General features: G+C 65.5%; 17 protein-coding genes. 4 read left to right on the top strand and 13 right to left on the bottom strand.

Translation table 11 applies throughout. The annotated features are described in order from the left end of the window. The first annotated feature begins 162 nt into the window (after positions 1-162). The 3 genes from LC083_RS10225 to LC083_RS10215 all read left to right on the top strand — a co-directional run bounded on the left by LC083_RS10225 (position 163) and on the right by LC083_RS10215 (position 2,427). Positions 163-759, top strand: a complete 597-nt coding sequence (locus tag LC083_RS10225; RefSeq protein ID WP_226700311.1) for a lysozyme — start codon at positions 163-165, stop codon at positions 757-759. 86 nt (positions 760-845) lie between these two features. Continuing rightward, positions 846-1,850, top strand: a complete 1,005-nt coding sequence (locus LC083_RS10220) for a hypothetical protein (protein WP_226700310.1) — start codon at positions 846-848, stop codon at positions 1,848-1,850. 13 nt (positions 1,851-1,863) lie between these two features. Continuing rightward, a complete protein-coding gene (locus LC083_RS10215; RefSeq protein ID WP_226700309.1) occupies positions 1,864-2,427 on the top strand; it encodes a fasciclin domain-containing protein in 564 nt (187 codons plus the stop codon). Here LC083_RS10215 and LC083_RS10210 read toward each other — a convergent pair. From LC083_RS10210 to LC083_RS10195, 4 genes are all read right to left on the bottom strand, one after another. Next, positions 2,421-6,617: a translocation/assembly module TamB domain-containing protein gene (locus tag LC083_RS10210; protein ID WP_226700308.1), complete on the bottom strand. Its 4,197-nt coding sequence runs from the start codon at positions 6,615-6,617 to the stop codon at positions 2,421-2,423. The genes LC083_RS10215 and LC083_RS10210 overlap by 7 nt on opposite strands. After that, positions 6,617-8,701, bottom strand: a complete 2,085-nt coding sequence (locus LC083_RS10205) for an autotransporter assembly complex protein TamA (protein WP_226700307.1) — start codon at positions 8,699-8,701, stop codon at positions 6,617-6,619. Before LC083_RS10205 ends, LC083_RS10210 begins: the two co-directional genes overlap by 1 nt. A gap of 46 nt (positions 8,702-8,747) precedes the next feature. Then, complete coding sequence (locus LC083_RS10200; protein WP_226700306.1) at positions 8,748-9,590, bottom strand: arginyltransferase; 843 nt, start codon at positions 9,588-9,590, stop codon at positions 8,748-8,750. Positions 9,591-9,723: 133 nt separating this feature from the next. Further along, the gene (locus tag LC083_RS10195; protein WP_226700305.1) at positions 9,724-10,977 is read right to left on the bottom strand and encodes a threonine ammonia-lyase; all 1,254 of its coding nucleotides are present in this window, start codon (positions 10,975-10,977) and stop codon (positions 9,724-9,726) included. A 107-nt stretch (positions 10,978-11,084) separates the two neighbouring features. Here LC083_RS10195 and LC083_RS10190 point away from each other — a divergent pair, with 107 nt between their 5' ends. Next, positions 11,085-12,734 (top strand): amidohydrolase, encoded by a 1,650-nt coding sequence (locus LC083_RS10190; RefSeq protein WP_226700304.1) that lies wholly within the window; start codon positions 11,085-11,087, stop codon positions 12,732-12,734. On the opposite strand, the gene tatC is transcribed toward LC083_RS10190, so the two are convergent. The 9 genes from tatC to LC083_RS10145 all read right to left on the bottom strand — a co-directional run bounded on the left by tatC (position 12,719) and on the right by LC083_RS10145 (position 19,933). Next, positions 12,719-13,522 (bottom strand): twin-arginine translocase subunit TatC, encoded by an 804-nt coding sequence (tatC, locus tag LC083_RS10185; protein ID WP_160606222.1) that lies wholly within the window; start codon positions 13,520-13,522, stop codon positions 12,719-12,721. The two genes, LC083_RS10190 and tatC, sit on opposite strands and share 16 nt — an antisense overlap. Position 13,523: 1 nt before the next feature. Next, positions 13,524-13,970 (bottom strand): Sec-independent protein translocase protein TatB, encoded by a 447-nt coding sequence (tatB, locus tag LC083_RS10180; RefSeq protein ID WP_226700303.1) that lies wholly within the window; start codon positions 13,968-13,970, stop codon positions 13,524-13,526. 23 nt (positions 13,971-13,993) lie between these two features. Next, complete coding sequence (gene tatA, locus LC083_RS10175; protein WP_160606220.1) at positions 13,994-14,224, bottom strand: twin-arginine translocase TatA/TatE family subunit; 231 nt, start codon at positions 14,222-14,224, stop codon at positions 13,994-13,996. A gap of 59 nt (positions 14,225-14,283) precedes the next feature. Next, a complete protein-coding gene (gene scpB, locus LC083_RS10170) occupies positions 14,284-14,874 on the bottom strand; it encodes an SMC-Scp complex subunit ScpB (protein WP_226700302.1) in 591 nt (196 codons plus the stop codon). Beyond that, entirely contained in the window at positions 14,871-15,671 is an 801-nt protein-coding gene (locus tag LC083_RS10165; protein ID WP_226700301.1) for a segregation and condensation protein A, read from the bottom strand. The genes scpB and LC083_RS10165 overlap by 4 nt, the downstream gene beginning before the upstream one ends. After that, positions 15,668-16,687 carry a beta-N-acetylhexosaminidase gene (gene nagZ / locus LC083_RS10160; RefSeq protein WP_226700300.1) on the bottom strand — a complete coding sequence of 340 codons (1,020 nt, stop codon included), beginning with the start codon at positions 16,685-16,687 and terminating at the stop codon, positions 15,668-15,670. The genes LC083_RS10165 and nagZ overlap by 4 nt, the downstream gene beginning before the upstream one ends. Before the next feature lie 88 nt (positions 16,688-16,775). After that, positions 16,776-17,474, bottom strand: a complete 699-nt coding sequence (locus LC083_RS10155) for an SPOR domain-containing protein (RefSeq protein ID WP_226700299.1) — start codon at positions 17,472-17,474, stop codon at positions 16,776-16,778. 2 nt (positions 17,475-17,476) lie between these two features. After that, positions 17,477-19,216: an arginine--tRNA ligase gene (gene argS, locus LC083_RS10150; RefSeq protein WP_226700298.1), complete on the bottom strand. Its 1,740-nt coding sequence runs from the start codon at positions 19,214-19,216 to the stop codon at positions 17,477-17,479. Between the two features lie 63 nt (positions 19,217-19,279). Next, a complete protein-coding gene (locus tag LC083_RS10145) occupies positions 19,280-19,933 on the bottom strand; it encodes a hypothetical protein (protein ID WP_160606214.1) in 654 nt (217 codons plus the stop codon). Between the last annotated feature and the right edge of the window lie 19 nt (positions 19,934-19,952).

Here is a 19,952-nt window from a genome sequence, read left to right as displayed (position 1 = left end):
CGCCCTCAAGCAGCGAAGCGGTAGGGCAACAATAAAAGGGCGTCCGGAGCGATCCGGGCGCCCTTTTGCGTCGGATTGCAGTGCCCATGCGTTTTGGTTTTCCTACTCGCACGCCTTGGGCCTAATTCCCCCGCCTCGATTTTCCACACGAGGTGCCGATCCATGAACCGCAAGACCATCTTCGACCACGTCCGCCGCCTGCTCGGCAGAGGCTTTCGCCAGAGCGAGGTCGAGGCGCTCGACCGCGTGCTCGACGAGGCGGGAGGAATTCTTCCCCAAGACCGTGTTCCATCCGTTCCATCCTGTGGTGTCTCGCCTGCAGGCATCCAACTGGTGAAGCGGTTCGAGGGATGCGCGCGGCTGCGGCCCGACGGGCTGGTCGAAGCCTATCCCGATCCGGGCACCGGAGAAGCGCCCTGGACCATCGGCTGGGGCGCCACGGGGCCGGATATCGGCCCGGCCACCGTCTGGACCCGCGAGCAATGCGATGCGCGGCTCGAGGCCGACCTGCAGCGCCATGCCGCCGACGTGCGGGAAGCCATCGGCGATGTCCCGACCACGCAGGCGCAGTTCGATGCGCTCGTCAGCTTCCACTACAACACCGGGGCCATCCGCCGCGCCAGCCTGACCCGCCTCCACCGCGCCGGCCGGCATGCGGATGCGGCCAACGAGTTCGCGAGGTGGAAATACGCAGGCGGCCGCGTTCTCAAGGGCCTCGTGCGGCGGCGTAACGAGGAAGCGCGGCTATACCGTTCCTGAGGCGAGACGGTTTACCAACCTTGCCAGCAGCTTAACCGGAACCCGAATCGGACAAGGCCCGTTACCCGAGGCAAAGGAGTTAACAAATGCGAGTTCTACTAGCAGGTGCTGCCGCGCTCGCCCTTGCAGCGAGCGGGGCTGCGGCACAAGGAAACGGTAATGGAAACGGCAAGGGCAATGGCGGCGACAAGCCGGCCGCTGCCCAGGCCAAGGGTAACGGCAATGCCAAGGCCGATCGCGGTCCGCAGCGCAATGAAGCGCGCGGAAACGGGAACGGCAACGCCAAGGCGGAACGCGGCAATGACCGCCGTCCCGCACAGGCCGGCAATGCCAACCGCGGTAACGGCAACGGCAATGACCGTGTCGTCGAACGCCGCGGCAATGGAAACGGCAACGGAAACGACCGCAACGATGTGCGTGTGCGCTACGACGACCGCGGACGCGATGCGCGGGGCGTGAACGTGCGCTACGACGGCGGCGGCTTCTGGCTGGCCGGCGACCGTGAGCGAGGCCTGATCGACGGCTGTCCTCCGGGCCTCGCCAAGAAGCGCAATGGCTGCAACCCGCCGGGCCAGCTCAAGGACGATTATCGCCGCAGCCTGTTCGGCGTGGACTATCGCCCGAGCCTGTTCGGCCTCACCAGCTATGGCCGCGGCGACTACTATTATCGGGACGGCTATCTGGTGCGGTACGGCAATGACGGCATTTCCGGCTGGATCCCGCTGCTCGGCGGCGCGCTGGGCGTCGGCAATCTCTGGCCGGTCGGCTACACCAGCTATCAGGTGCCCGACTATTACGTCGACTATTACGGTCTCGGCGGGCCCGACCGCTATCGCTATGCCGATAATGTGATCTACCGGGTCGATCCCGAAGATGCGGCGATCATGTCGATTGCAGCCCTAATTACCGGTGACGAGTTCGCCGTCGGCCAGCCGGTGCCGCAGGGCTATGACGTCTACAACGTCCCCGCGCCCTATCGTGACCGGTATTACGACACGCCGGATGCCTATTACCGCTATTCGGACGGGTATGTGTACCGCATCGACCCGGAAACGCAGCTCGTGGCTGCTGCCATCGACCTGCTGATCTGAGGAGACGCGAGCAATGCTGACAAAGAACAAGCCCTTCGCCCACGCCTTCGCAATCGTGGGACTGGTCGCCCTCTCCGCCTGCGGCAGCGGCGCGGAAACCGATGCCGCCGATGGGTCGACGCAGATCGACGAGACGGAAACGCTGGCCGCCGCCCTTGGCAAGCTGCCCGAGCTGTCGACCGTGAACTCGGCAATCGTGACCGCCGATCTCAACACCGTGTTCGACGGCGTCGGCAGCTACACGCTGCTCGCCCCGAGCGACGAGGCCTTCGCGGCTCTCGGTGAGGCCGGGCAGGCGCTCATGACCGAGGAGCAGAAGCCGATCCTGGTCGGCGTACTGCGCAATCACATCCTGCCGGGCTATCTGCAGCCCGAAGACATCGCCACGGCGATCGATGCCAAGGATGGCGCAGTGACCATGACCACGCTCGGCGGAGACGATGTGACCTTCACCAAGGACGGCGAAACGATCACTGTCACGCGCGAGGACGGTGCAAGCGCGCAGTTCTCGGGCAAGGCGGTCGCCGCATCGAACGGCGTCGTCATTCCGATCGGGGCTGTTCTCCAGCCTCAGTAATCGCGACTGATCTCGGCCACGACGCTCTCGCGTCCGATGGTCGAGACACTCGCCAGCAGCGACACCCAGCTCGTGACACGGAACTCGACCTGGGTGGCGCTGTAGCCTTTCCCGTCGGTGATGATCTCGACGTAGAAGCGCCGGCCGATGTTCTTGCCGAGCGCAATGCCCGTGCCCCGTCCAAGCGCCGGATCGGCGCTGACGATGCGCAGGCGATCGAGGCCGATGGCAGAACGCAGCTGGTTGATCGGGTCCATGCCTCCGCCACCGCGCAGGCTGGCGACAGCCGCGCCGAGCTGTAGGGCGTCGGTGGCGGACAGCGTGGTGATCGAACCGCCGAACAGCAGGCGCGCAAGGATCTCCTCTTCCGGCAGTGACGGGTCGGAGGCAAAGGCGATTTCGGGCTGTACGGCATTGCCGGTGATCGTGACGATGACGTTGGTGTCGCCTGCCTCCGTCTCGGCCCTGATGTCGAGGCGCGGGTTGATCGGCACGTTCTCGTCGAAGTCGATCTCGCCGCGGGTCAGTTCGAAGCGCGTACCGGCGAACGTATAATCGCCGCGCACGACCTCGGCCGTTCCGCCGATGCGCGGATCGTCGGTGGTTCCGCGCAGGATGATTTCGCCGCGCCACTCGCTGTCGAGGCCCATGCCGTCGACATCGATCCGGCTCTCTGCCTTGGCGTCGATCAGGTAACGCCACGGCCTTGCGGAAGCCGCCCGGCGGCGCCTGTCCGCAGGCAGGTTGATCTCGCGCGTGCTGATTCGCGGCAGGCGCAGGTCATCGGCCGCCGTTCCGAGGCGCCAGCTGGCCCGGTCCACGCGGAGACGACCTGCAATCGTGCCGCCAAGCCCGTTGGAGATGATGCGCAACGGTCCCGTGACCGTCGCCGATAGCCCATTCGCTTCCACCAGCTTGGCGTTCCTGGCTGCAGCACGCAAATCGAGCGTCGGGCCGCGAATTTCGACGAAACGCCCTTCGACACGCTCGCCAAGTCCTGCGAGATCGACGATACCGCTTCCGGAAACCGTCCCGCCATTGGCGGTCGCTCCGGCAAAGCGGCTAAGGCGAAGCCGCGAACCGGCGAAAGAACCGCGCACGGTCACGGCGCTGATGTCCGTGCCGGACAGGGCGCTGCGGACCCGCAGGTCATCGCTGGCCACGGTGCCCCGCACCCTTGGTTCGGCAAGCGAACCGCTGGCATTGGCAGCGATCGATACAGGTCCGGTCAGGTCGAACGCCTCCACCGCAGCGAGCCTCCAGAGGCTTTCGGCCGCACCCTGGAACCGCAGCTGGCCATCGAGGCGGCCGGCCCTGAGACGGCGAGTCAAATCGCCCTCTGCCGGCAGGCCCGTGATGTAGGCCTGCACGCGTCCGCGCCGGATTTCGTCGCTTTCCATGACGGCGCGGGCTTCGAAACTGTCGGTTTCCAAACGTGCTACTAGCGACAGGTCCATCGGTTTCGACGACAGGACGAGGCCCGAGCGGGTGAGATCGTCGACCTTCACCCGGGCCAACCCGGTCGGCAGGCCGCCAGCCGGGCTGCGGTACTCGACCACACCGGAGATCGTGCCGCCAAGGCCGAGGTCCGACAGGGCGACATCGCCGAGCGACAGCGGCATGCGCGCCAGCTTCACGTCGAGCGCAAGATTGCCGCCGCCGAATTCACCCGAGGCGACCATTCCGCCATCGCCGTAAGACAATTGCGTCGGCGACAGCCTCCACCCGCCGTCTTCCATCTTGGTGAGGTAGGCCCGCCGCGGCATGTAGATAGACCGACCGGAAAATTCGCCCTGCGCGGCGACAGCGATGCGGTCCGGCTGGAAGCGTCCCTTGAGGTCGAGTGCGAATCGGACCCCGCGCTGGCCGCTTATTCGGGCATCGACGCTGCCAACCCCGTTTTCCACCTTACCCTGCGCCGCGAGCCGGGCAATGAACAGCCTGCCGTACTGGACCCCTTGCGCATTCGCCGTGCCCGAGAAGCTGGAATTGCCTTCGCCCAGCAGGCCCTCGACGTCGATGTCGGCGCGCGCGATGGTCAGCGATGTATCCCCGCCGAAGCTGGCGTCGCGAGCGGTGAGGTCGATGACGAGCCCCTGCCGGCCACCCTGCGGAGCAAGCGCTATGGTGCCTTCCAGCCCGCCCCGCGTAAGCGCGAGCGTCCCGTCGACGCCGCCGTCAACCAGCGTCAGGCCGCCGCTAACCGAGGTCTCGGACACCGTGAGCCGTTCGACGTCGATACGCGTCGGGCCATTCGCCGGAGCAAACAGGGCCAGGATCCCGTCAAACGGGCCGAGCACGGAATCGCCCTGTGTGTCGATGGCAAAGCCGTTTTCGCTCGGAGCGATGGCCACGCGTACGTTCTCGATCCCGGTGAAAGGCCTTGCAAAGACCAATTGCGCGGTGGGGCCGTCGTCCGCGATGCGCGCTTCGACGGTGAAGTCGCCGTATTCAATATGTGTGCCGGACCCTGCCAGCTGGGTCGTTCCGCCAGAAACCGAACCGTTGAGCGCCATCTGCAGCTTTTCGGCGCTGACCCGGACGCGGTTGAAATCGAGCGCCGCCCCGCTGCCGGTCGCGATGCCGCCACGCACGCGGATCGCCGATCCCGCCAGATTGGCGAGGGTCGCATTGGTCACCGGCGAGACGCGCGCATCGAGGTCCGCGCCAAGCCTCCAGCCACCCGGAAAGAGTTCAAAGTCGGCCATGGCGGTTCCGCCTGCCCGCCCGACATTGTCGAGCACCAGCCCGTCCGCCCGCACGGGACCGCGCAACTGGTAGCGACCGGCATCCAGATCGCCGCGCAAGGCCAGATTGGCTGCGAGGCCGCGGAAGGCGACAGTGAGGTCATCGGCAACCAGCCGGTTACCTGACAGCGCAAGCTGGCCGCGCAGGACGCCGTCCACCAGCCGCGGATCGACCAGCGCATTGCCGGTCGAAACCCGGCCTGCAGTGACTGCCAGCGGGACAGTCCAGGTCTGGCCGTCGTATCGAGCCGTTCCTTGCTGTCTCAGAGATGCGACCCGTGTCTCGCCCGAGACGAGTTCGCCGATTCTCAGTTCGTGCACGATGTCGAGCTGGTCGAAAGCACCGTTCAGCGTTGCCGTCACTGTCGTACCGTTGAGGCGCAAGCCGTCATCGAAAAGCGCCGGATCGCGGAGACTGGCGGCGAGACGGTAATCCTCGACACGGTTTTCCGCGAGGTCGAGCAGGCCGTCGCCATCGAGCAGGATGCCGCGCCCGACGAGTATCGTTCGCCCGTCGAATTTCCGGTCGTCGATCGTCAGCTTTGCCTTGATCGCCGTGTCATTGCCGAGCGCGCGTTCGGGCAGGCCGTCAACGAAATCGCTCGCATCGAATTTGCCCAACAGACCAAAAACGCCCTCGCGATTGATGATGCGGAGCGCTGCAATGCGTTCACCCCCGCTGCGGACTAGCAAGCCACCCTTCCACGCCGACCAAGTGCCATCGCCGCGCAGGCGCGCCTCGTACGGACCCTCGACACCCAGGATGCCGGCAATCGCCCCGCCCTCGCTTGCGGAGATATCGGCGGAGAGGTCGAAATCGTCCCCGTCCGGTTCTGCGTGCAGCAGCAAGGCCAGCGAATCGTCCGTGCCGAGCTTCGCGTCGCCATCGACGAACAGGAGCCTGTCACGGACCTGCACTTCGGCAGCAAGGTCCACGCGTTGGGAGGCGTCGCCGGCAATCCCCGGCGCAAGCATGAGGTTGTCGATTTCTAACCGGTCTATGGCGATGTCGAAACCGGGCAGCACCGGCCCGTCGTCCTCGCTCGGCAAGAATTCGGGTATGCGCGTGAGATTTCCGCGGCGGGCGACGAAGCTGTCGATGTCGAGCCGGTTACGCAGCCAGCCGCGCGGGTTCCAGTCGATCTCGGCACGCGGGATCGTCAGGAAGACGCCTTGCGGATCGGACACGCGCACATCGTGCAGCACCGCATCGCCATAGATGTTCCCGTCGATCCGTCCGATGGCGATGTTGAGACCATTGGGAAAGACATGGCGCGCGATCCGGTCGGCAAGGAAACGCTCCCCGATGGGGGTGTTGAGAAGCAGAACCGCGCCCACGACCAGCAGGACGACAGCGCCCAGCAGACCGAATGTCCATCTGGCGATACGCCCGGCGATGGACCTGCGCTTCGGCGCCTCGGTGGACACGGCAACCTCTTCCATCAGAAAGCCTGCCCCAGCGATACGTAGACGGCGACAGGCGCATCGCCTTCGTCGGGGTTGAGCGGCACGCCGACATCGAGGCGCAACGGGCCGAAGCCGGTATCGTATCGCACACCGACGCCCGCACCGTATTTGACGAAGCGGAAATCGGGGGTGGTATCGATCGAGACAGCCCCGATATCGAAGAACGGGACCACCGATAGCGCGCCATCGAAAAAGCCCGTCCCGATCCGCGCTTCAACCGAGGCTTCGACGAGGCTGCGCCCGCCGGTCGGTTCGCCGAGGTCGTTCTTGGGGCCGACGGCCTGGTAGCCGTAGCCACGCACGGAACCGCCGCCACCGGCATAGAGCCGGCGGGAGGGCGCAATCGCGAATAGCGGCGCCCCCAGGATGCTAGCGTATCGCAACCTGCCGGCAGCAACGATGTTGCTCCCGATCGACTGGTAATAGGAAGCATCCGCCTGGTTCGCGAGATAGTAGAACTGCTCCCCCGCCGTGCGCGAGGTTGCCGGGGCCAGGAAGCCCGAGACACGGAAACCCTTGGTCGGATCGAGCAGCGAATCCGTCGTGTCGACAGTCGCACGGCCATAGATCGAAGCGACAAGGTAGGTCTGGCGGGGACGGGGAATACCCTTCAGCACCCGGTTGCGATCGTCCGTTGCGAGAATGAGCGCACCGAGCGTCCAGCTGAGGGGCTTCTGGAACAAGAGGGTCGAGAGCCGCTCGTAAGTGCCGGACAGGGCAATCGAGTTCGCGTCATAGGCGACCGTGTCGATCGCCGAGACATAGGCATCGACCGTCAGGACCTGGTCGCGCCCGCCGAAATTGTTCTTGCGGAAGGTAACGCCTGCCAGCTGTTCCTGCGTCCCCAGCACGCCGCGCACCTTGAGCGACCCTTCGGGCGGGAAGAGATTGCGATGCTCCCAACTTGCCTGGACGCGGAAGCCCTCTTCCGAACCGTACCCGATTGCGCCCGCAATGGTGCGTAGCTTGGCGCGGGTCATTTCGACGTCCATCGCCACCACGCCCGGCTCGTCGCCTTGCGGCGCGGTAATCTCGCGCGGCGTAATCGCGACTGAAGACACGAGGCCGGTCGCGGTCACCGCGCGGCGCAGGTCCATCGACAGGCTGCGCTGGTACGTGTCGCCCGGCTCGAAACGCGCGATGCTGGAAAGGTGGCGGCTGGACAGGAACTCGGGATCGTTGCTGGTGACTTCGCCGAACACGTACTTGCCGCCCGGCTCTACCGGCAGTGTGAGATCGCCTTGCTCCCGGTCGTGGTCGATCAGCAGTTCGGGCTCGTCGATCCTGGCGAAGGCGTAGCCACTTTCGCCAAGGGCGCGATCGAGGTCGAACTGTTCCTGGATGATCGTGTCGCTCTGGAGGTAATCGCCCGGCAGGATGTTGAAGACATCGCGCAGTGCGTTGTAATCCGGCGCGCTCCTCAGATTGCCGAGGTCGATGGTCCCGTAACGATAGCGCACGCCCGGGATGACATCGAAGCGCACGACCGGCCTGCCGTCTGCCTCGCCCTCGCCCGGTTCGACCGCACCGATCGTGCGGATGATCTCTCCATTATAGTAGCCGTATACCCGCAGGAGGTTGTTGAGCAGCTCCTCGTCCTCGCGCGCACGGGCCGCGATCTGCGCGACATTGGCATCGTCGGACCCGAGCTCCTCGATGGTCGAAAGCGCCTCGTATCGCGCAACGAAGCCGCCTCGTTCGGAAAATGGCGGTTCCGCTTGCGGGAAACCGAGGATCAGATTGTCGGCAAGTTGCTCTGTCTCGGCGTTTTCGAACGCGATCTGCGGGGCGCCGGTATCGAGATCGGCGAACTGGATGTCCTCTTCCGGCTCCAGCGGCTCGAAACCGTCGATTTCCAGCTCGTCTGGCCATGCGAGATCGAAGCCGGGAGGAGCGTCGATCGGCGTTTCGGGTTCGGGAACGACGTCGCCCGTGGTTTCTGTGTCTTCAACCGTGCCCTGCGCCGCCCACTCCTCGGGATTGTCGAGCGCGCTGTCGGGGATCAGGTCCTCGAGCCGTTCGGGCGCCTGCTGGTCCTGCGCAGCCGCAGGTACCGCCACAAGGGCGATCGCGGCAACACAGCTTTTCAGGAATGCGCGTATCGGTTCAGTCGGCCAGCTTGTATTCGCGCTGGCTTCCGTCCTTGGCCGGCAGGGGCTCGGCAGTGCGAGCGACGCGTGGCCGGGTTGCTGCGGTGATAAGGCGCTTCTGCTCGTCTTCGGGCATGCGTTCCCATCCGCCGCGGGTAAGCCGTTCGAGCGGGCGGTAACGCACCTTGTACTGCATCCGCTCCGACCCTTCGACCCAATAGCCGAGGTAGACGTAGGGCAGGCCCTGCGCGGCTGCCCGGCGGATGTGGTCGAGGATGATGAAATTTCCAAGCCCGGCACGATCCTCAATATCAGGGTCGTAGAAGCTGTAGATCATCGACAGCCCGTCACCCTGCACGTCCGTGAGACAGGCGCCGATCAGCCGTCCCGGCTGCGACCCAACTCCCGGCTCCCGATATTCAACGACATAGCTGGATACCGGAGTGTGTTCCACCATATCCGCAAAGTCGGATTCGTCCATCTCTGCCATGCCGCCTCCGGGGTGGCGATGGGAGAGGTACTTGCGGAGCAATTCGTACTGTTCGTCGGTCGCCCAGGGGCGGCATTCCGCGACTTCGATATCGCTGTTCGCCTTCAGCGTGCGCTTCTGGCTGCCGGAAGGCTTGAATTCGTTGGCGACGACGCGGACCGATACGCAGGCCTGGCAGTCGAGGCAGGACGGCCGGTAGGCGACCGTCTGGCTGCGGCGGAAACCGATTCGCCCGAGCGCTTCGTTGAGTTCGTCCGCGCTCTGCCCGCGCAATTCGGTGAACACCTTTCGCTCGCTCTTGCCCGGCAGATACGGGCACGGCGCGGGGCTCGTCACGAAAAAGCGGGGAAAGCGGATCGGGGCCGTCACGGGTTGATGACATCCTCTGCGTTGCGGGCGACTTATATCTTTAACGACTCCTTTATGCCCGAGTGGTGCCCGGGTTAAAAGTGCCTTAACCACGAAAGTGGACCCAAGGCCGTTTCCGACCCCACCGTTCGCCCTATTCCAGCTCGGCCAGTTCGACCGAATAGCCCTTGGCTTCCAGCGCCTTGACCAGGCGGTCGATCTGGCTGCCGTCGCGCGCCTCGCACTCGATCTCGGTGATCAGGCCCTTGGCGGGAAGCGCGGTGAAGATGCGCTGGTGGTAGATCTCGATGATGTTGACGTTGTGGTCGTTGAACTCGCGCATCACCTTGTAGAGCGCGCCGGGGCGGTCCTGCAGCGTGATCCTGAGACGCGCCAGTCGCCCGCTGCGGGCAAGGTCGCGCAGCAGCACGTTGGCGAGCAGGCGGGTGTCGATATTGCCGCCACACAGCACGAGGCCGACGGTCTTGCCGGCAAAGCGTTCGGGATAGGACAGGACGGCGGCAAGACCCGCAGCGCCAGCACCCTCCACGACGGTCTTCTCGATCTGGAGAAGCAGCGACACGGCGTGTTCCAGCTTGGGTTCGCCGACCAGCAGGACTTCGTCGACCAGTTCGCGGATGACCTGGCTGGTAAAGGCACCGGGCTGCTTGACCGCAATGCCCTCCGCCAGCGTGTCGCCGCCGCAGGGCAATTCCTCGCCGGTCACGGCCGAATACATCGAGGGGAACAGCTGGGCCTGCACGCCCACCATCTCGATATCGGGGCGCAGCGCCTTGGCGACCGTCGCCATGCCGCTCATCAGGCCGCCGCCGCCGATTGGCACGACGAGACAGTCGAAATCGTCCTTTGCCTCGAGCATCTCGAGCGCGACCGTGCCCTGCCCTGCCGCGACATTGGGATCGTCGAAAGGGTGGACGAAGGTGAGGCCGCGTTCCCGCTCCAGCTCGCGCGCATGGTCATAGGCCTCGTCGAAGGTCTCGCCGAACAGTTCGACCTTTCCGCCGACGCTTTCGGTCTGCATCACTTTCACGCTGGGCGTGGTCGAGGGCATCACGATGGTCACCGGAACGCCCAGCCTGCGCCCGTGATAGGACAGGCCCTGCGAGTGGTTGCCTGCGGACGCCGCGATAACGCCGCGGCGTCGCTGCTCTTCCGACAGGTGGAGCAGCGCGTTCAATGCGCCGCGTTCCTTGTAGGCGGCCGTGAATTGGTGGTTTTCGAACTTCAGCCAGATGTCCGCCCCGGTAATCTCCGACAGGGTGATGGAGTGCATCAACGAGGTCTTGACCACTGCGCCTTCGATACGCGCAGCAGCAGCCCTCACATCGTCGAGGGTCAGGAGATCGGTCGCCTTCTCTCCGGTCGGCAGGGGATTGGCCTGTGTCATCGCCGGGGAAACTACGGACCCCACCTTGGTGGCGCAATGAGCGAAAGGGTTTGCCCGTGCCAAGCTTTGCCTTATCGCAGGCCCCGAACACGGATTGGGAAAGCCTGATGAAGAAGACACTTGTTGCCGCCCTGCTCGCCACCACCGTCGCCGTGCCTGCACAGGCCGACGTGCTCGTCGACAACGTAACCGGCATCACCATGGATGCAGACGGCAAGGTGAAGCGGTTCGAGGCGCTGGTGATCGACGACGACGGCAAGGTGGCGAAGGTCATCGGCCGGGGCGAAGACCGCCCGCGCACCGACTACCGCGAAGATGGTAAAGGCCGCGTCATGCTGCCGGGCATGATCGATGCGCACGTCCACGTCATGGGCGTCGGCTTCGGCGCATTGACGCTGGACCTGTCGGAAACGAATTCGCTTGAGGAAGCGCTCGACAAGATCCGCACTTTCGCTGCCGAAAACGAAGCCCGCCCGTGGATCCTCGGGCGCGGCTGGAACCAGGAAAAATGGGGCCTTGGCCGATTCCCGACCGCTGCCGAACTCGACAGCGCCGTCGCCGACCGCCCGGTCTATCTCGAGCGCGTCGATGGCCATGCCGGCTGGGCCAACAGCCTCGCCATGCAGGCTGCCGGGATCACGGCGCAGAGCAAGTCGCCTGCAGGCGGCAGGATCGAAACCCTGCCCGGTACGAAACAGCCCAGCGGCGTCTTCGTCGATGCTGCCGAGGAACTTATGCGCCAGGCCATCCCGGCCCCGCGCGCCAACGAGCGCGACCTGGCGCTCGCCGAGGCGCAGAAGGTCTTCCACCGTTACGGCATCACCGCGGTCGCCGACATGGGCACCACGATCGAGGACTGGCAGGCTTTCCGCCGCGCCGGTGACATGGGCGCGCTGAACCTGCGCATCATGTCCTATGCCTCGGGCCCCGAACAGATGGTGCTGATCGGCGGATCGGGGCCCTCGCCCTGGCTCTACGACGACAAGCTGCGCATGAACGGCGTGAAGCTCTATCTCGATGGCGCGCTGGGCAGCCGCGGGGCCTGGCTGAAGCGCCCCTATGCCGACGATCCGGGCAATTACGGCCTCCCGCTGCAGACGCCTGCGCAGCTTCGCAACATCCTCGTGCGTGCCGCACAGGGCGGCTTCCAGCCGGCAGTCCACGCCATCGGCACGGCTGCCAATGCGGAAGTGCTGAACGCGGTAAACGAGATCGCGGAAAGCTTCGATGGCGATCGCCGTTGGCGGATCGAACACGCGCAGATCATCGATCCGGTCGACCTGCCCAAGATCGCGCAGAACGGCATCATCGCCTCGATGCAGCCGCTCCACCAGACGTCGGATCGCCTGATGGCGGAGGCGCGGCTGGGCATGGACCGCCTCGAAGGCGCCTATGCGTGGAACACCGTGCTGCAACTGGGCGGCAAGCTGGCTTTCGGCTCGGACGCGCCGGTGGAACCGTCGGACGTCTTTGCCGGTTACGCGGCCGCGATCACCCGCATGGATGCCAACGGCCAGCCCTTCGGCGGCTGGCTGCCCAAGGAACGCGTCAATCGCGAGGAGGCGCTTGCCGGATTTACTGCCGACGCGGCCTATGCCGGATTTGCCGAAGGCCGTTTCGGCAGACTACTTCCGGGCGAGCGGGCCGACTTCATCCTGGTCGACCGCGACCCGCTGATGGCGACGCCGGAAGAAATCCGCGCGACCAAGGTGCTGGAAACCTGGGTCGGCGGCCGGAAGGTCTACGACGCGGACTGATCGGCGGCGGGTTCTTCCGCCGCCTTTTCCTTCGCATCGCGCTTGTCGAAGATGCGCATCAGCACGAGCGAGCCTTCGAACAGCAGCAGCAGCGGTATGGCCAGCAACAGCTGCGAACCCGGATCGGGCGGCGTGATGATCGCCGCCACGATCACGACCAGCACGATCACATAGCGCCGTGCATTGACCAGCTGTTCGCGCGTCACGATGCCTGCGCGATGCAGCAGCAGCAGCAGGACGGGGAGCAGGAAGCTCATCCCGAAGGCGAGGATGAACTGCATGACGAGGCCGAGGTATTCGTTCGCCGTCGGCAGGGCATTGATTTCGAGCCCGCCTGCAGTGCCCTCGAAGCCGAGGAACCACTCGAAAGCGGTCGGCATCACGACGTAATAGGCCAGTGCCGCGCCGCAAGTGAACAGGAAGGGCGTCGCGATCAGGAAAGGCAGGAAAGCCTTCTTTTCGCGCGCATAGAGCCCCGGCGCGATGAACGCCCAGAGCTGGTTTGCGATATAGGGAAACGCGATGCAGAAGCCTGCGAACAGCGCCACTTTCAGCTCGACGAAGAACACCTCGTAAAGCTTGGTGAAGATCAGCTGCCCCTTGCCGTCGGGAAAGGACGATTTGAGCGGCTGTATCAGGAAGCCGAGGATGTCGTCCGCGAAATAGAGGCACGCGCCGAACGCCACCACCAGCGCGGCGACGCAGCGGACCAGCCGCGTGCGCAGTTCCATCAAATGGTCGAGCAGCGGCGCCTGGCTCTCGTCGATGTCCTTGATCTCGAAGGCCATGTCAGCTCTCGCCCTTGGCCGGCGGAGGGGGCGGTACGTCACCAAGCGGCAGGCCCGGTTCCGCCTCGGCGGGGCCGCCATGTTCCGGTGCTTTCTTCGGCGCGGCCCGCTTGATGGCCGCCTCTGCCGCAGCGTCGGCATCCGCCGGGTCTGCCGCAGGAGCCATGGGCGTCATTTCGCTATCGGGCGCGCCGCCTTCCGGCTCGTTGCCGGTCGGATACTTGGCCATGATTTCCTTGTTGCGGTCGGCCCACTGCTTTTCCATGTCCTCGATTTCCGCCTGCCGGACCATCTCGTCGATGCCGGCGCGGAAATGGGTGGACATGCGGCGCAGCTTGCCGATCCAGCGTCCGGCGGTACGCATGGCACGCGGCATGTCCTTCGGGCCGATCACCAGGATCGCCACGATGACAATCACCAGCAGTTCGCTGGCGCCGATATCGAACATGCGTGCCTCCGCCCTCTAGCGGATTACTTGGTGTCGGACGTCGACTTGACCTGGTCTTCGGTCAGCCCCTCGCTGGCGGGCTTCGCCTCGTGCTCGAGGTGCTTGGTCGGCTTGGCGTCATCCTCGTTCATGCCCTGCTTGAAGCTTTTGATGCCCTTGCCGAAATCGCCCATCATCTCGGAAATGCGGCCGCGGCCGAACAGGACGAGGATGACGATGGCGATAATGATGAGCTGCCAGGGGCCGAGCGACATGGGATTACCTTTGTAAGTGGGTTTCTGCCGATATAGGCGCTCGGCAGGCGCAATGCCAGTCAGCTTGCGTCTTCGCTCTCGTCTTCCTCTTCCGGCATGGCGGTGAGTTCCTCGAACGAGTCGTCGACCGGATCGAGCAGGCCGGTCGCACGCAATTCCGCGATTCCGGGCAGGTCGCGGCGGCTGGAAAGGCCGAAATGGTCGAGGAATTCGGGCGTCGTCGCGTAGATCGTGGGGCGCCCGGGCACTTCCCGCCGGCCGGCGATTTTCACCCAGCCCGCTTCCATCAGCACATCCAGCGTGCCGCCCGATGTCTGGACCCCGCGGATCGATTCGATTTCGGCGCGGCTGACCGGCTCGTGATAGGCGATGATAGCCAGCACCTCGGTCGCGGCGCGGCTGAGGCGGCGGACCTGCTCCTTTTCCTTGCGCAGGAAATGGGCAAGATCGGGCGCGGTTTCGAAATGCCAGCGCTTGCCGCGCTCGACCAAGTGGACGCCGCGTTCGGAGTAAGTTTCCGCCAGCACGGCCAGCGCATCGCGAACGTCCGACGTTGCCGCGTCACCCAGGAACCCCGCCAGCGCATCCACGCTCATCGGTTCCTCAGCCGCGAACAGCGCCGCTTCGATTGCCCGTTCCAGTTCGGTCACGACACGCGCCTCAGGCGCAGCGGGCCGAAGATATCCTCCTGCGCAAGCTCGGCCTTGCCGAGCCGGGCGAGTTCGAGCGCTGCCACGAAGCTCGATGCAAGCGCCGAACGCTTGAGGCGCGGTTCGGCATGTGGCGGCAGGAAATCGCGGATTTCCATCCATTCCAGCGTCACGCCCAGCATGTTCGACACGCGTTCGAGCGCGCTGTCGAGCGTCATTACGGGCCGTTCGCGGACCATGTGGATGGCGGGCGCAGTGCGCGCCTTGACCCGTCCATAAGCCTCGATCAGCGCGAACTGGTCGCAGTGCCACTGCGTCTTGCGGACAATGGCGAGGCCTTCGGGTGCCCCGCGCAGGAATACGTCGCGCCCGATGCGGTCGCCGCCCATGAGGCGCGCTGCCGCATCGCGCATCGCGCCAAGCCGCTGGAGGCGCAACTGGAGCCTGAGCGCCAGTTCTTCCGGGCTCGGATCCTCCAGCTCTTCCTTGGGCAGCAGCATCGCGGACTTGAGGTAGGCAAGCCAGGCGGCCATCACGAGATAGTCCGCCGCCAGTTCCAGCTTCAGCGCCTCGGCCTTGTCGATATAGTCGAGATACTGCTCGACCAGGGCGAGGATCGAAATCTCGCGCAAGTCGACCTTCTGGCGCCGCGCGAGGTCAAGCAGCAGGTCGAGCGGCCCTTCCCACCCGTCGAGTTCGAGGTAGAGCGCGCCGTCGTCGACCGGTGCCTCAGCGGCAATGCCGTCCCAGTCGTCCGCCTGATCGGGCGCGTCGCCAAAGAGCAGCCCGTCGCTCATGCCGCATGCTCCGCCACTGCGAGCAGCGCGTCGCGCTTGGCCAGGAGATGGCCTATCTCGACCTCGTCCGCAGGATCGCCCATCAGCGCGTGGACGCGTTCGAGGCGCGCGCTCGCTGCATCGCCCATCGCACCGATCCTATTCGCAATGGCGATCTGGTCATCCATGCGCGCCCAGCAGTTGAGAGCGATGTCGCAGCCGGCGGCCAGCGCCTTCTCGCAGCGTTCGGGGATCGTGCCTTCGAGCGCCTGCATGTCGATATCGTCGGACAGGAGCAGGCCGTCGAAGCCGATCTTCCCGCGAATGACATGGCCGATCACATCGGGCGAAAGCGTTGCCGGGCGATGCTCGTCCCAGGCGGTGAAAACGATGTGTGCGCTCATGCCGAGCGGGTGGCTGGCAAGCGAGCGGAACGGTTCGATATCGACCTCCAGTTCCGCCTCGCTCGCATCGACGCGGGGGAGTTCCTTGTGGCTGTCGACCGTGGCGCGGCCATGGCCCGGCATATGCTTGAGGCAGCCGACCACGCCTGCATGACCCATGCCGTCGAGCACGGCGCGGCCGAGTGCCGCCACCTGCATCGGGTCGCTGCCCAAGGCCCGGTCGCCGATGACATTGTCCGTTTCGGGCCGCCGCACGTCGAAGGGGGCATGGAAATCCACGCTGACGCCGACGCGGGCGAGTTCGCGGGCGATTGCCTCCGCATTCACGCGGGCCGCCTCGATCGCGGATGCCGGGGCGATTTCGAACAGGCGCGCGAATGCCTCGCCAGCAGGGAATTTCGGCCATTCCGGGGGCTTCATGCGCGAAACGCGCCCGCCCTCCTGGTCGATAGAGACGATCAGGCGGTCGCGGCCATGGATGGCCCGCAAATCGTCGGTCAGGCGCCGCATCTGCTCGCGGTTTTCGCAATTGCGCGCGAACAGGATGTAGCCCGCCGGATCGGCGTCCTTGAAAAAGGCGCGTTCCTCGGCCGTCAGTTCGCGGCCGGAAATGCCGAAGATTACGGGCAACATGCGAGGAATTTGCGCCGCTTGCCCCTCGCAGGCAAGCGGGTTGCCGACGGGAGATGTGGAAAGCGCGCCCTATCTGGCCGGCCGGGCGCTATTTCACGAAACAGGGCAGGCCGTCGGACTTCAGCCGGCCGCACAGCGCATTGGCCGAACCGCGATCGCCCGCGACGGCCTGGAGGCGGTAGACCTTGCCGATATCGACCTGCGCCTCGACCACGCGGTGGCTTACCCCGCTCAGCGCCTCGGTCTGGCGGATGAGGCGAGCCCAGGCCGCTTCCGCTTCCTCGCGGCTCGGGAATGCGCCGACCTGGACACCGACGCCCGAACGCGGTTCCGGCTTCGGTGCAGGCGCGGCTGCGGGCTCGTCCCCGGCATTGAGCGTCGTGGCGAGCGACGGGGCGGCAGCGTTGCCGGGCCTGTCGGCGAGACGACCTTCGCGGGTCTGCCCTTCGCCCACGGCAAAGCTGGTGTCGCCCGTGCCGGCATAGGTCTTGCCGCCCGGGTTTTCGGGCCGCGACTTGTAGGGCTCGTCGGGAGCGGCAATCAGGCTGCCGTCGGCAGGCGGTTCGCTGGCCGCGCCGCCGAGAAAGTACCAGGCACCGCCGAGGATCGCACCGATCAGGACGACGGCAAGCACGCCAATGAGGACGATGCGCGAGGTCGCATAGCCACCTTCGTCGCCTTCTTCCTCGTCGGCTTCCAGCCACGGCAAGCGCTCGTCGCTGTCGATCAGCTCGAGATCTTCGCCTTCGTCCCAGTCTGCGCCCTGGTCGTAGCCGCCTGCGGCCATTCCTACATCTCCTCGACCGCCTCGACCCCGAGAATGCCGAGGCCGTTGCGGATTACCTGCCCGATCTGCGAAGCGACGAACAGCCGCGCTCCGGTCAATTCGGCATCCCCCTCCTGGATGATGCGCTTTGCCGGATCATCGTTACCCGCATTCCAGTAGCTGTGGAAGGCGGCGGCGAGATCGCCGAGGAAAAAGGCGATGCGGTGCGGTTCGCGGGCACGCGCGGCGGCCTCGACGATACGCGGGAATTGCGCAGCTTCGTGCACCAGCGCCAGCTCGTCCGCGCCGAGGCGATTGAGATGCGCATCGCTCGGCTCGACACCGGCCTTGCGCAGCGTCGAGCGGATACGCGCATGGGCGTACTGGAGGTAGAATACCGGGTTGTCCTTGCTGGCTTCGACCACCTTGGCGAAGTCGAATTCCATCTGTGCTTCGGGCTTGCGGGTCAGCATGGTGAAGCGGACCACGTCCTTGCCCACTTCCTCGACCACGTCGGCCAGCGTCACGAACGTGCCCGAACGCTTGGACATCTTCACCGGTTCGCCGTCGCGCATCAGGTTGACCATCTGCACCAGCTTCACGTCGAAGGGGATCGGCTGGCCCTGCCCTTCGGAAAGCGCGGCGACAGCCGCCTTGATCCGCTTCACCGTACCGGCATGGTCGGCGCCCCAGATATCGATCAGCGCGTCGGCCTTTTCCGCCTTCTGCAGGTGATAGGCAAGGTCGGCCCCGAAATAGGTCCAGGCCCCGTTCGATTTCTTGATCGGGCGGTCCTGGTCGTCGCCGAACTTGGTCGAGCGGAACAGCGGCAGTTCGACCGGCTCCCAGTCTTCGGGCGGGGCCTTGCCCTTGGGCGCTTCGAGCACGCCGTCATAGACGAAGCCGTGTTCGCGCAGCCACTTTTCGGCTTCTTCCGGCTTTCCGGCAGCCTGCAATTCGGCCTCGGAGGCGAAGGTATCGTGATTGATGCCGAGCAGCGCGAGGTCGGCGCGGATCATGTCCATCATCGCCGCGACCGCCTTCTGGCGGAACAGCACCAGCCATTCGCTTTCAGGCGCAGCGGCGTACTTGTCGCCGAATTCGGCAGCCAGCGTCTTGCCGACCGGCTTCAGATATTCGCCCGGGTAGAGGCCTTCGGGGATTTCGCCGATGTCTTCGCCAAGCGCCTCGCGGTAGCGAAGGTGTGCCGAGCGGGCGAGCACGTCCACCTGACCGCCCGCATCGTTGACGTAATATTCGCGGATCACCTCGTGACCGGAAAATTCGAGCAGGCCGGCCAGCGCATCGCCCACCACCGCGCCGCGGCAGTGGCCCATGTGCATCGGGCCGGTCGGGTTGGCCGAGACATATTCGACATTGACCTTCTGGCCCCCGCCCATCGCGGAACGGCCATAGTCTGCGCCCATGGCGGCAATCGCCGAGAGTTCGCGCAGCCACGCCGTGTCGGCAAGGCGCAGGTTGATGAAACCCGGGCCGGCAATGCTGGCCTCGACGATATCGGGCTCGCGCGTGAGGTGATCGACGATCAGTTCGGCCAGCGCGCGCGGATTGGTCTTCGCCTGCTTGGCCAGCACCATGGCGGCATTGGTCGCAAGGTCGCCATGCGAGGGATCGCGCGGCGGTTCCACCGTGACGTTCGATCGGTCGGTCCCGGACGGAAGCTGTCCTTCCATCTCGAGAGCATTGAGAACAGCGTCGATTTTCGCCGCGAAAGAGGCGTGGAGTGTCTGCATGTCAGCCATGCCCGCGCGCCTAGACGAATCGGGCGAAATGGCAAGATGCGAGGGGCGCCGGCGCCCGCCCGGTCAACGGGTGACGTTGTAGCGCAGCTGGTCTTCGGTCAGCTGGAAGCCGACGAGCAGTTCGAAGGTCGCGCGCTGGACGGCGGCACGCACTTCGGGATCGGCCAGCGGATCGAGCGCGGCATCGGGATCGCCCGGCTCGCGCTTGCGGGTGATGCGCTCGCGCACATCGGCGGGCAGCGTCGCATCGGCGCGGTTGACGAAGGCACCCGCCTTGGCCGAGGCGCTGGCGCGTTCCTGGCCATCGGCAAAGTTGAGCGTCACGGTGCCGACACGCTTGGTGACAACCGCGCTGCCACCGCGCAGGACGGTGGAGAAATAGGGCAATTCGACCGTGCGCGCGCCGCGCACATCGCTGCGGCGGGCGACCACGTCGAAGCTCGCTTCGGAATAGACGCGCTCCACGTCTTCCGAGCAGGTCGAGGTCAGATTGGTGATCGCGGCGGTCACGTCGAGATCGGCCTGCGTCTTGGTGCCCGTGTTGCGGAACACGGTGATATCGCCGGTGTAATCGGGAATACCGACGGCGGGGCAGGCCGTGCGCACTGCGGTAATGCCGACCGCGTTTCCGGACACGACCAGTTCACCATCGCTCTTGCATCCCGCCAGTGCGAGACCCATTCCAAGTGCGGTCAGGAGGCGAAAGCGATTGGTCATGTCTGCGGCATTCCTCGTA

The organism is Qipengyuania gaetbuli (assembly GCF_020524765.1).
GTDB classification, from domain to species: Bacteria; Pseudomonadota; Alphaproteobacteria; order Sphingomonadales; family Sphingomonadaceae; genus Qipengyuania; species Qipengyuania gaetbuli_A.
Note: the sequence above shows the minus strand (reverse complement) of the source record. Positions and strands in the feature narration are given on the sequence as shown.